Source organism: Bacillus sp. RZ2MS9, assembly GCF_001816185.2.
In the GTDB taxonomy this organism is placed as follows: domain Bacteria; phylum Bacillota; class Bacilli; order Bacillales; family Bacillaceae_G; genus Bacillus_A; species Bacillus_A cereus.
This window is the reverse complement of record NZ_CP049978.1, coordinates 2,544,732-2,556,971: the sequence shown is the minus strand read 5'-3', so window position 1 is coordinate 2,556,971 and position 12,240 is coordinate 2,544,732. Positions and strand designations below refer to the sequence as shown.

The window sequence follows — 12,240 nt, the reverse complement described above, 5'->3', positions numbered from 1 at the left end:
ACATCCCTACTTTTCAATTTTTAAATGTGTATGTTTCTTATTGGATTTCGCCAAACCAATTGTAAGTGGCAATCCAAGTACTAAGAAAACGATGACATCGGAAATTGTTGCTCCTAATACTTGTATAACAATTTTGTCAAATGGTTCTCCCATCACAATAATATCGAATGCCCCAGCAAATATAATAGCAATGACAATACCAACTAGCCCAGTAATTGCTAAATAAGAAATATCCCCCTTGTTAAATGACCCGTTTTTCACACTAAAACCAACTCTTTTTTGAATAAGCCCCATTGAAAAACCAATAATACCTGAACTAATAACCCAGCCCCACCAAATACCCCAGCCAGCAATCGTATCTGTTACGGTATGACCGATAAGTCCGATTAACAGTCCTGCCACTGGACCAAATAATGCTCCAAAAACAGTTAATATAGCTAATGCTGGTTTAATAAATGTATTCGGTGCAATAGAAAATCCCCAAAGTCCTAATATCCCGTATAATGCTGCTCCAATACCGATTGCTACTACTAACTTTGTTGATAATTTGTTCATGACAATTCCCCTCTCATATTAGTCAACTTTTATTACTCTATATTTAATTTAAAAATGAATTATGCATCGACACTCCCTTTCTATACAACAAAAAAATGACCTCTTACATAAGAGGTCATTTTCTTTCACGTTCAAGAATCCTCTTATCTTTCAAAAAACACATCGTGTCCTCTGCGGAATTAGCACCTTCCTATAAAATTGCATAGGGGTTGCTGAGGTTTCTTAGGGCCGTTCCCTCCACCTCTCTGGATAAGTATTAATTTGTAATTCGTATTATGGCACTAAAGAATGTAAATTTCAACACTTTTCTTACTATTTTTATTTTTTTGTTAAATAGATCATTTAAATCATTGTATTCTTATCGGAATTATGAAATAATAAATTCAAAATCGTTTCGGGAGGAATGCATTATGAAAGTTATTGGTTTGATTGGAGGATTAAGTTGGGAATCTACATCATTATACTATAAACATATTAATACACTTACACTCTCTCAATACGATCAAAATGCAAAGTTAGTTTTATATAGTATGGACTTTGGTGAAGTAACTACTTTATTACAAAATCATCAATATGAAGAAGTGAAAAATGAACTAGTTACAGTTGCAAAGAAAGTTGAAAAATCTGGGGCTGAATGTTTATTAATGTGTTCAAATACCGTACATCTATTTGCCGAGGAAGTAGAACAAGCAATATCTATCCCGCTTCTTCACATTGGTGATGTAAGTGCTAAAGAAATGGTAGAACAGAGTATAAAACGTATCGGACTATTAGGAACAAAACAAACGATGGAGCAAGATTTCTATAAATCACGATTAGCGAAATATAACATTGAGACAATTATCCCAAATGAAGAGGAAAGAACCTTTATCCACCATGTCATATTAGATGAATTAAGTAGAGGGATCATTTCAGAAACATCTAAAGAAAAGTTATTACAAATTACAAAATCATTAATTCAAAACGGCGCTGAAGGTATATTATTAGGCTGTACTGAAATACCTTTACTTATCTCCCAAAATGATCTTACTGTTCCCGTTTTTGATACTGCTTTTTTACACGCAAATACTGCTGTGCAATTTGCTGGATAAGAATATACAAGCATAAAGGTGAGAACCTCTATGCTTGTATACAGTTACGACTATTTATCCCGCTATTTATGGGTAGTAAAATCCCTACCGATTAAAGTTTTACTTTATTTAAAAGAGATTCAATAACTGCAATTGCTTCTTTTGAACCACCACATTCTAAAAAGCTATCATTAAGTTTTCTTATACCATGTTTATACTTTTCATTTGAAAGAACATCTGTTACGGCCTCTTTTAAAGTGTGCACATTAACATGTTCTTTCAATAGTCTATGTGCCGCTTCAAGCTCAGTTAATCTTTGCGCTATCATTGGCTGGTCTTTATCATGCGGTATTATTACAAATGGGACATTATAATGAATGGCATCGTGTACGCTATTCATACCGCCATGTGTAATAAAAACATCTGCTTCATTTAATATTTCTGATTGAGGTACATATGGAGCAATTATAAAATTATCTGGTGCTTTCTTAATTTTAGAAATATCATTTCTATCACCAATTGCCATTACAACTATCCCATCAAAATCTGAAAAAGTATCAATACAAGTATTAAAGAATGGTTCGAGTCCTTCAAGCAGTGTTCCCATTGAAATATAAATAACTTTCTTTTCTTTAAGTGATTCCAGTGGAAACTTTATATTTGTTTTACGCTTTGAAATACTCGGTCCAATAAAAATGTTATTTTCTCCGAACGATTCGTTATTAGGTTGGAAATAGCGACTTGTGTATACGAGACAAACATCACCCTTATTATTCATAAATTGAAGATTATTCTTTGGTTTTACTCCAAATTTATGTTCCATCTGATTTAGTAATTTTTCAGAGATTTCCTCTGGTTGGAATGGCATATCTGCATTTGGATGAAAAGGTAATGTCTTCAAAAATTCTGGCGGAATTAAAAATATAGGTGAGGACACTACACCTGGAACTTGTAAATACTCCTTTACTAACTCTCCTGCGCCAAATATATCATAAATTACGAAATCAAAATTTATACTTTCACATAATTGTTTCGTAATTTCTAATATATATAAAGAAGTTTGAACATGCACATGAAAGAAAGCATTTAACCCAGATGAGGTTTCAGCATCAATAGAAATCTCTTTTAATAGATCCGGATGAATATGTACAGTAGCTCCTAAATCTTCAATTCTATCCTTAAAGTTTGCCGTTGTAATATAATGTACGTTATCCCCTCGTTTAGTAAAAGCTTTTACTAAATTTAATGTAGGGTTTACATGTCCCTCTGCTGGAAAATTAACCACTAAAATATTTAGCACTTATTCCTCACTCCTTACATTTCATTGTTTTAATTAAGCATACTGTTATTTGTACAAGTAATCTTCCCCTAATAGTCCTAATATGCTTGCTACATTATATTGATAAATAATTTTCAGTCATCAACATAAAAAAAGCATCTACCTATGTAGATGCCTAACCGTGATAAGGAGTGTTCTGTGAGGTTAGAACAAGCTTTTCTGCTTGTCCTATGCTATTAATATATGATTGATTTTATAAAACGTGAATAGTTAATAGAATTATTTTATCCATTTTATATGATCAAATGGATAAAATACCATTTCTACTTTACCTATTATATTTGACTCATCAATAAGTCCAAGTGTATTCCTACTATCTTTACTATGATTACGATTATCACCTAACACAAATAATTTATGCGTAGGAACTTTTATTTCTCTAAAATTTGAAAAACGATTGGATACTTGTGACATATCTAAATGTATATACGACTCATCACGCTTTTTACCGTTAATAAATACCTCATCCTTTTTTAGTTGTATATTATCCCCCGATAATCCAATAATTCGTTTCACATAGTAAGTAGGCTCGTCTTCTTTTTTTATAATGACAACATCTCCATGATGAAAAGACGATAAACAGACGTTTACCTTATTAACAAGTATATAATCTTTTTCATTCAAAGTAGGTTGCATCGAAATTCCTTCTACCATACAAAATAAAAAGGACTTATTAATAAAAATAACCCCTATTATAATTAATATGTAGCTACATATGTTCCTCCAATATTTTAGAATAAACAGCTTCATATATACCTCATTTCTAATCTATTCCCAGATAAAAACGCCTCTAGTTCACAGGAATGCTAGAGACGTTTCGTACATTTTAATTCTCTTTAGAGGCATCTATTTTTGGCGCTTCACCAGTTAACCGCTTATTTTTCAAATCAAAATAAGCATCTAAAACTTCTTTTCCAATATCGGAGTTAATGCCCGATTTATCATTTTCAACCCACGGTACTACAACAGAAAATGCTACTTCTGGATCATCATATGGCGCATATCCAGCTAATGTTAAGTTATAACATTTTCTACGATCGCCTTTCGCATTTCGCCCAATTTCATTTTCTCCACCATATACAGTTTGTGCGGTCCCTGTTTTACCAGCTGGTTTATATGGTGCTTTTTGGAACGCTCTTACTCCCGTTCCATCTCCTTCTTGAAATACTTTTCTAAATCCTTCTTTTACTTGATTAATATATTCTTGTTTCATATCGATTCTATTTAAAACAACGGGTTCTATTGATTGTACTACTTTACCAACCTCATCTTTTTGAACTGTTTGTTCTCTAATCTCTTGAACAATTTGTGGTTTCATTCGATATCCTCCATTTGCGATAGTCGAAATATATTGTGCAAGCTGAAGTGGTGTATACGTATCATATTGCCCAATAGAATAATCTAATAAGAAACCAGGCTGATTATCTTTTTTTCCAATTTGCCCTGCAGTTTCATTTGGTAAATCAATACCAGTTTGTACACCTAGTCCAAATTGCCTGAAATAATACCTCATTTTATCAAAATATTCTTGTTTAATATCTAGTGAACTATTTTTTACATAATCCACGCCAGCAATTTTTAATGCGATATTAAACATATAAACGTTTGAAGAAACTTGTAACGCTCTTAGATCGTCTATATCACCAAAATTTTTCCAAGACTTCTTTTCCTTAGTTCCTTTAAACTTCATAGGTGCATCATAAAAATGTGTTCCAGGAGTTATTGCATTTGTTTCAAACCCTGTTAACACTGTCGCACCTTTAACCGTTGATCCAAGCTCATATGAACTTGTCAGCGTGCCTAAAGCATAATCTTCTACTTCCGTTTTCCCGTCTTTTTCTACAAGCCTTTTCCCAGCCATTGATAATACTTGGCCATTTTTAGGATTCATCATCACTACGAAAGCACGGTCTAACATTGATTCTGATCCTTTATATTGTTTTAATATTTTTTCTATGCTCTCCTCTACTTTTTTTTGTAATTCCATATCTATGGTTAAAGTTAAATTTTTACCGCTTTTTCCTTCCGAAACCGTTTCCGTTCTAATAGTATTTCCTTGTTTATCAGCAATGCTTCTTACTTCTTTTTTTGTACCATGAAGTACATCTTCGTATTGCTGTTCGATATAACTTTTGCCGACCCTATCATTTCGGCTATAATCACGCACTAAATAATAATCTAATCGTTCACGTGGCAATCCTTCATCAGCATTTGAAACGTTACCAAGGACAGAACGGAATAATCCATCATTTACATAGATTCTCTCCCAATCAACTGATGCGTCTACTCCTGGAAGGTTCGCTAAATTTTCACTAATCACCGCATATTCCTGTTCACTAACGTCCTTTTTAATAATTTGAGGTGCCATTTGAAAACCTGAGGTCATTTTACTTTTAATAGCTAACACTTCTATATCTTTAGCCGTTAGTTCTTGAAGATTTTTATCTGTAACGCGTTTTCTTTTTAAATCTTCTATTTTTTTGTCTAGCTCTTTTCCGGTAATATCCTTATCTCGGAACTTATCTATTTCTTTTTTTGATACTAAGTCTTGAGCAAGTTCTGGATTCAATTGCATCCAAAAGTCTTTCTTATCAGTCTCAGTTAACTTATCTATATCTTCTTGTGGCATTTCAATAATATCTGCAAGTTGTCTTGCTGATTTTAATATTTCTTCTTGTTTTACACCTTTCACCTTTGTATATGTAATCGTACGTAAAGACTTATTATCAACTACTGGATTTCCTTCACGATCAAATATTTTCCCACGTGGTACAGAAAGGCCCACGGTTGCATTTTCTCTCTTCTCTAATTCATTTTTATATGTTTCTCCATCAAAAATTTGCACTTTCCCTAACTGAATAATAATGCCAGAGAATAATAAAAATACACAAAGGAATAAAATATTTAACCGGAGAGGTACTACTCTACCACTTTTCTTCTCTTGCTTTTTCACCTTGTCATAATCTCCTCCTTACAATATTTCAAATAATAATCACATTTCTATATTAAAAGTAATGTACAATTTCTATACATTGCTTTGTACAAATATTAATATAATGTTTAAAACTTAATAGAAATTAAAACAAAGGTAAAGAAAAGGTAAAGTTTACTAAATTAAATATAAAAAATACCCAATAACAAAAAGCTTAGTTTTCACTAATCGCTTTGTTATTGGGTATTAATTGATTTAAGAATTACTACTAGTGCGTATTGCTATACATTTGTCGTCACAATTAGAAAGAGATTGTTTACTTAGTACTTTCGGTAAGTAAATAGTTACTGTTGTCCCGACACCAACCTCGCTCATGATACTAATTGTCCCTTGATGACTTTCAATAATTTTATAACTTAACATTAATCCAATACCAGTCCCTTTTTCTTTCGTACTATAAAAAGGTTCACCTAATCTCTTAATTCTTTCTTCAGGTATTCCTATTCCTTCATCTATTACATGAATGATGACACCATCATCATTTATTTCTTTTATGTGAATTGAAATTTCCCCACCATTTGGCATAGCTTCGATTGAATTTTGCAAAATATTAATAAATACTTGTTTCAATTGATTTTCTGAGCATTCAATAATTATATCTTTGTCATCCGTAAATAGTTCAACTTGAATATTTGTCATAATTGCTTTTGTATTCATTAACGATACGACATTTTTAAAAATTTGATAAATATTTTTCTTTTCTGTATTTATCTCATCTGTTTTAGCAATTGCCAGAAATTCTTGCAGGATCGCTTCTATCCTTTCAATTTCAGAGAGCATAAGATCAAAATATTTTTCTTGATCTTCTTTATTAATTTGAAATAACTGTATAAAACCTTTAATTACAGTTAAAGGATTTCTTACTTCATGAGCCACGCCAGCTGCTAATTGACCAATTGCTGCAAGCGTATCTGATTTATTTAGCAATTCTTCTGTCTTTTTTCTCTCTGTAATATCGCGTACAATAATCATAATTTTATCATGTAATAATGGTAAGCACCTAGCCTCAAAGAAATCAATACTTCCATTAAGTGTGAGTGGATATTCTACAATTACATTCGTTCCTTTTTCCTTCACTTGATTAATGGCTTCCTGAAACTGCTGTGCTACTGAAGATGGTAATACTTCGTAAAACTTTTTTCCCATAAAAGCTTCTGCAGGTACGTAAAACTTTGTAGGAGATCCTGCCTTGTAATCTATAATTGTGCCATCATCTTCTGTTAAGAAACATAAATCTGGTAAAGCTTTAAAAATTAATTCCAGTTCAGATGTTTGTTGTTTTAACTGCTCTTCTATCGCTTTTAAATGTGTAATATCTACACCAACAGCCCAATAACTATATCCTGTTACAGGAAACTGTTCTGATATATTCGACCACATTATTGTTTTGATTTCACCATTTTTACATGTTAAGTGCATTTCCCAATCTCTGAAATTTTTTCCACAAGTTAAAAATTTCTTTTGTATTTGATGGCGATAATTATAATCAGGATACAATAATTGCAGTGCATTTGGATTTCCAATTATTTCTTCAGCGGTATAACCTGTTACAATTTCACATTCTCGATTCCACAAAACAAAATCTCCATTATAATCAAGCGCATCGACCATAACAGGCATGTTTTGTAAAATCGTATGTAGTTCCTCCTCTTTCCGAGAAAGCAACGTTGTACTTTTACTTTGAAATACTTTTATTGCGCCATCTAAAATTAAACTTGAGAGCATTTCAAAGTATTTTTGACAACTGAAAATTTCACTTTTTTTGGACCATACAACAAAAGATCCTAAATGTTGATTGTATAAGAAAATGGGGATTTCAATCTTTGGAAGTTTACTCTTTTTTATCTCATTCATTCCGAATGAAAAAACACATTCTTTTTCAGCATCAAGAAGTTGATGTGATATATTAGTTAATTTATAAAATTGTTCTGCCATGGTTTCTATTGTACTCACATCAATAAGTTCCATTAGCCGCGAATTCATTCCTTTTTCACCTCAATATGTAAAATTAATACAAATCTAAAATTCATACTTCTCCATTATACGAAGAAAGCTAGTGTAGGTATATAGCTGTAGAATAATTATTCGAACAAATTTTATTTTTCAATTAAAATAAGAAAAGAATATATATACTGAATATACCTTTAATTAGTATATATTTCGTTGATTCCTCACTTATTGTCTAGTAACTTGAATTCCTCCTTACATTCACTGAATTTTCACTTGAGAGTCATACACGTTACTAATAGCGGTATAAACATGCAATAAGTATAAAGTTCATAAAATATTCACAATTTTTATGAAAAATATAAACATTTATTCCAATATATTCTATATAATAAAATGTAATAAGGCTTCTATGAATCTCATAGAATACCTTACCCCTAATAAAAAAGAAAAAAGAATCCATTTGGATTCTTTTTTCTTTTTTAATTACATTACATATTTATATAAAGCATGTGCCACACCATGTTCTTCATTTGATAACGTTTCGTATTTACACATTGCTTTTATTTCTTCTACTGCATTCCCCATTGCAATTGATATGTTCGCTTTTTCCATCATAGAAACATCGTTTAGCCCATCACCTATCGCTACAGTGTTTTCAACCGGAATATTAAGATGTTCTGCTAAAGTATATAATCCATTCCCTTTTTGAGCATCTCGATGATTAATCTCTAAATTGTGCCAATATGAAGATGTAATTGCTAAATCTGTATTATGAAGAAATGTTTCTTTGAGTTTTTTTAATTTCTCAATTTCATAAGAAAATGGTAATAGTTTATGCACATGTATATCTGTTTCTACAATTGGTTTACAACTTTCCGCACTATGAAACGCTGTATGCTCAAGATATAATGCTGCGATTGTTTCTAACTCTTTCAAGTCGAAATTTTCTTTTGAATTCTTCACATGCTCAATTTCATTACGTACACTCTCTACTCCATAATCCGGTACATACACACCTTTATCAGTATAGAGCTGATAATATAAACCATTCTCTTCAAGATATTCTACAATTTCAAGTGCCTGCATATTTTGAATTGGATATCTCTTCATCATTTTTTTATCTTTATATATAAGAGCACCATTTTCTGCAATGATTGGACACTCTAAATCAACTTCTAACAATAATCGCTCAATGTCAACAATTGAACGTCCTGTACAAATTGCTACAACATGGCCAGCTTCTTGACATGTTCGAATTGCTTCTGCATTTTCTTTACTTATCATTTTATTCCCCGAAAGAAGAGTTCCATCTAAATCAATTGCGATTAATTTCATTATTTCTTCACCACTTTCTATAAATACACGAGTTCTAATTAATTATTAGGTATCGTTTTCATACAATCCTCGTGAGGTACTTCTTATTTATAATTTATGAAAAGCGTTTCAGGTCAAGAAATAATTAAAAATAAAATCCAAAGCTTTTCTTTTTAAAAAAGCTTTGGATTTTAAACTATGAATTATAACTAATGTATTTTGTCTCACACATGTACACATTTTTTTCTTCAGTTGGGATATATACTTTAAACTTTTCTAACCGTTTTCCATAGACATGAATCGTAATAACGCTTTCATTTTTGCTAATTTCAAGAATATGACAATCCGCTGGTGGAATTACTTTATCTGTTTCTCCTTCTCCCAAATAAAGATTTCCTGTATGTGTTAAATAAACAAGTGAATTTCCAAGTTGTTTCGTTTGTATAAAGTTCTGCACCATAATCCTTCCTGAAAAAACGCCTTCTACTCCCCATGTGCCGTCATGATCATGTAAAGGTGTAGATTGTCCATCTTTCCATACGAGAGCTAGTACTTCAAAACGTTTGAGCGGATCTTCATACAATAAATGTCGTGCATATTGAGTCAAATTGGCCTTCTGTTTATCTAACGGAAGCCATGTTTTCTTTTCTAAAAGTTCTTCTAGTAACTTTTCAATGCCACACACTATTTCTTCTTCAAATAAACCGTTTTCCATAAGATCTGTAACACCTTTAATAAACTTTTGAAATGATTTACTTCCATTACAAGTCAACATAAGAATCCTCCTCTACGTTTTATACAATTCCATATTAAGGTGATTACCGAAAACTCACAATTGAGAAACAAAAAACAAGATGCAAATGTATGCACCTTGTTAAGATTTTTATTTAGCTTTCAATCGAATAGGTAAGTATTTTAATGTTTGTTCATTTTCCAATATACATTTTTCTAAACAGAAAGATGGAGATAGCTCTATTTTTTCAAAAGCATTTATAAAGGTAGTTAATGCAATCTCAGCCTCTAAACGTGCAAGTGGTGCTCCTAAGCAAAAGTGAGGACCTTTCCCAAAGGTTAAATGCTTTTCATTTCCTGTTCGATGTACATTAAATTGAGAGGCTTGTGAAAATTTTTTCTCGTCTAAATTCGCTGCACTAACCCACGCAACAATCATCTGATCCTTTTTCATTAAAGAACCAAATATATTTGTATCCTCTGTAATCCTCCGGGCTAATGTAACAGGAAAGCGATAGCGTAATACTTCCTCAATCGCTTTTGAAATTAAGTTAGGTTCTTTTCTTAACTCTTCATAAATTCCAGGTGAATCTACTAAAAAGCAATAAAAGCTATTAATAATTAAATTTGTAGTGGTTTCATTCCCAGCTGCTAGTAAACCTAATGAAAAGGTTACAATTTCTTCATCGGTTAATCTTTCGTCTTCATATTCAGCTCGAATTAAATCAGAAATGATATCATCGGTTAAATGATATCTCTTTTCCTGAACAATCGGTAGAAGGTATGCTTTGAATTCATTTAATGCTATCCCTTTCTCAGCATCCAGATCATTAAACTTTTCTTTACTATACGGCATAAATAAAATATCAGACCATTCTTTAATTTTTTTACGATCTGTTGTTGGGACTCCTAATAAATCAGAAATAACGGTAACAGGTAAAGGTGCAGCAAACTGTTCAACGATATTAACTTCACTACATTTTTCGATATGTTGTACAAGTTCATCTGCGATAGCCTGTATTCGAGGTTTCCACTGTTCTAAACTTCTTGGAGTAAATGCCTTAGAAACAATGGAACGTACATTGCGATGTTCTGGTGGATCTGTAGAGTTTATATTTATTCTAGTTTCTAAAGGAGGGATTGAGAATTGTCTGCGCTCCCTTCTACTTGAAAATAAGCGATAATCTGATAAAACACGATTTACATCATCATATAAAAAAACATTCCATACATCCTGCTCTTCATCATAATGAACTGGGTGATTATCCCTCATCAAACGATACCATTCATATGGATTCCATAATTCTTCTTTTGTTTTCAGCTTTGAAATTTCATGAACTAAAATAACATTTTCAGGTGAAGCCATAGTTCTTTCCTCCCTTTTCTTTTACAATAAAAGTGATAGGTCGGCAGTTCAAAGTTGTATAAACTATCATATGTTATTTTAACATATACTAAAGGGGATTTTTCATTAAAGAACTTGAGAAATATATAAGGGGGATTTTTATGTACGTTGATATTTTACTACTAGCAGAATTAACGACCGGACCAAAACATGGATATGAAATCAAAAAAAATGTTCAAAATCGTTTAGGTGAGAATTTTGAATTAAATCACAACATGCTTTACCCTGCCCTTCGGCGCTTTGAAAATATGGGTGCTATAACGAAAAAAATACATAAACAAGTTGGAAAACCAAACCGAAATATGTACGATATAACAGAAACAGGAGAAGAAATTTTTTCTGAAATGTTACGAGAGTTTCCCGAAAAACTTGCGACAAATAATGCAGAATTTCTTGTTCGTATCGCGCTATTTGAAAAACTTGAATATGAAGCTAGAAAAGAGATTTTGACTGTACGTCAAAACGTACTACATAGTCAACTTACCGCTATTCAGTCTCTAGAGGTTACCTCAGCCTTTATTACTGAAGTCATTGAATTTAGTAAATCACGAATTGAACATGAATTGAGTTGGATTACATCACTTATGAAGAAAATATGAAAAAATAACAAAAAAAGCTAAAATTAATGAATGAAAATGATATTTATTATCAATACTATCATTAATAAAAGGGCAACCACGATTTGGCTACCCTTAAAGAATTTACACTTCTGGATCAAATGTTTTGCAATCTGTTTCTTCCGTTGTAGATGCATGTTTACCTTTATGACTTACTACGTAAATTGCCTCTGCACTACATTTATTACCGTTCGCCCAAAATTTACAGTTGTTTACTTCACATAAAACGTCTTGTGCCATAGTATCACACCTCCTTGTTCTATTAT

11 protein-coding genes and 1 riboswitch are annotated in these 12,240 nt (G+C 31.9%); of the genes, 2 read left to right on the top strand and 9 right to left on the bottom strand.

Annotated features, from left to right (window positions below):
* Positions 1–6 precede the first annotated feature (6 nt).
* Positions 7–555 (bottom strand): ECF-type riboflavin transporter substrate-binding protein, encoded by a 549-nt coding sequence (locus tag BHV55_RS13055; RefSeq protein WP_001038210.1) that lies wholly within the window; start codon positions 553–555, stop codon positions 7–9.
* A gap of 140 nt (positions 556–695) precedes the next feature.
* Positions 696–811, bottom strand: a riboswitch (SAM riboswitch).
* A 154-nt stretch (positions 812–965) separates the two neighbouring features.
* Between BHV55_RS13055 and BHV55_RS13050 the strand changes: the two genes are divergently transcribed.
* Entirely contained in the window at positions 966–1,646 is a 681-nt protein-coding gene (locus BHV55_RS13050; protein WP_000864399.1) for an aspartate/glutamate racemase family protein, read from the top strand.
* A 91-nt stretch (positions 1,647–1,737) separates the two neighbouring features.
* Here BHV55_RS13050 and BHV55_RS13045 read toward each other — a convergent pair whose 3' ends face one another.
* From BHV55_RS13045 to BHV55_RS13015, 7 genes are all read right to left on the bottom strand, one after another.
* Positions 1,738–2,925 carry a macrolide family glycosyltransferase gene (locus BHV55_RS13045; RefSeq protein WP_000932165.1) on the bottom strand — a complete coding sequence of 396 codons (1,188 nt, stop codon included), beginning with the start codon at positions 2,923–2,925 and terminating at the stop codon, positions 1,738–1,740.
* 258 nt (positions 2,926–3,183) lie between these two features.
* Positions 3,184–3,714, bottom strand: coding sequence for a signal peptidase I (gene lepB / locus BHV55_RS13040; RefSeq protein WP_000765192.1), 531 nt, complete (start codon positions 3,712–3,714; stop codon positions 3,184–3,186).
* A gap of 76 nt (positions 3,715–3,790) precedes the next feature.
* Positions 3,791–5,917, bottom strand: coding sequence for a peptidoglycan D,D-transpeptidase FtsI family protein (locus BHV55_RS13035; RefSeq protein WP_070757797.1), 2,127 nt, complete (start codon positions 5,915–5,917; stop codon positions 3,791–3,793).
* A gap of 234 nt (positions 5,918–6,151) precedes the next feature.
* Positions 6,152–7,939 carry a PAS domain-containing sensor histidine kinase gene (locus BHV55_RS13030; RefSeq protein WP_016110062.1) on the bottom strand — a complete coding sequence of 596 codons (1,788 nt, stop codon included), beginning with the start codon at positions 7,937–7,939 and terminating at the stop codon, positions 6,152–6,154.
* 450 nt (positions 7,940–8,389) lie between these two features.
* On the bottom strand, positions 8,390–9,241 hold the full coding sequence (locus tag BHV55_RS13025; protein ID WP_000766385.1) for a Cof-type HAD-IIB family hydrolase: 852 nt from the start codon (positions 9,239–9,241) through the stop codon (positions 8,390–8,392).
* 175 nt (positions 9,242–9,416) lie between these two features.
* On the bottom strand, positions 9,417–9,995 hold the full coding sequence (locus tag BHV55_RS13020) for a cysteine dioxygenase family protein (protein ID WP_000954437.1): 579 nt from the start codon (positions 9,993–9,995) through the stop codon (positions 9,417–9,419).
* 108 nt (positions 9,996–10,103) lie between these two features.
* Positions 10,104–11,318 carry a cytochrome P450 gene (locus BHV55_RS13015; protein ID WP_000168011.1) on the bottom strand — a complete coding sequence of 405 codons (1,215 nt, stop codon included), beginning with the start codon at positions 11,316–11,318 and terminating at the stop codon, positions 10,104–10,106.
* Between the two features lie 140 nt (positions 11,319–11,458).
* Between BHV55_RS13015 and BHV55_RS13010 the strand changes: the two genes are divergently transcribed.
* A complete protein-coding gene (locus BHV55_RS13010; RefSeq protein ID WP_000289122.1) occupies positions 11,459–11,956 on the top strand; it encodes a PadR family transcriptional regulator in 498 nt (165 codons plus the stop codon).
* 102 nt (positions 11,957–12,058) lie between these two features.
* On the opposite strand, the gene BHV55_RS13005 is transcribed toward BHV55_RS13010, so the two are convergent.
* The gene (locus tag BHV55_RS13005; protein ID WP_000046095.1) at positions 12,059–12,214 is read right to left on the bottom strand and encodes a DUF1540 domain-containing protein; all 156 of its coding nucleotides are present in this window, start codon (positions 12,212–12,214) and stop codon (positions 12,059–12,061) included.
* Between the last annotated feature and the right edge of the window lie 26 nt (positions 12,215–12,240).

Excerpts from the sequence above, each read along its gene's own strand:
- BHV55_RS13055 (WP_001038210.1), bottom strand. The coding sequence starts at position 555 with ATGAACAAATTATCAACAAAGTTAGTAGTAGCAATCGGTATTGGAGCA.
- BHV55_RS13050 (WP_000864399.1), top strand. The coding sequence starts at position 966 with ATGAAAGTTATTGGTTTGATTGGAGGATTAAGTTGGGAATCTACATCA.
- lepB (WP_000765192.1), bottom strand. The coding sequence starts at position 3,714 with ATGAAGCTGTTTATTCTAAAATATTGGAGGAACATATGTAGCTACATA.
- BHV55_RS13030 (WP_016110062.1), bottom strand. The coding sequence starts at position 7,939 with ATGAATTCGCGGCTAATGGAACTTATTGATGTGAGTACAATAGAAACC.
- BHV55_RS13025 (WP_000766385.1), bottom strand. The coding sequence starts at position 9,241 with ATGAAATTAATCGCAATTGATTTAGATGGAACTCTTCTTTCGGGGAAT.
- BHV55_RS13020 (WP_000954437.1), bottom strand. The coding sequence starts at position 9,995 with ATGTTGACTTGTAATGGAAGTAAATCATTTCAAAAGTTTATTAAAGGT.
- BHV55_RS13015 (WP_000168011.1), bottom strand. The coding sequence starts at position 11,318 with ATGGCTTCACCTGAAAATGTTATTTTAGTTCATGAAATTTCAAAGCTG.
- BHV55_RS13010 (WP_000289122.1), top strand. The coding sequence starts at position 11,459 with ATGTACGTTGATATTTTACTACTAGCAGAATTAACGACCGGACCAAAA.
- BHV55_RS13005 (WP_000046095.1), bottom strand. The coding sequence starts at position 12,214 with ATGGCACAAGACGTTTTATGTGAAGTAAACAACTGTAAATTTTGGGCG.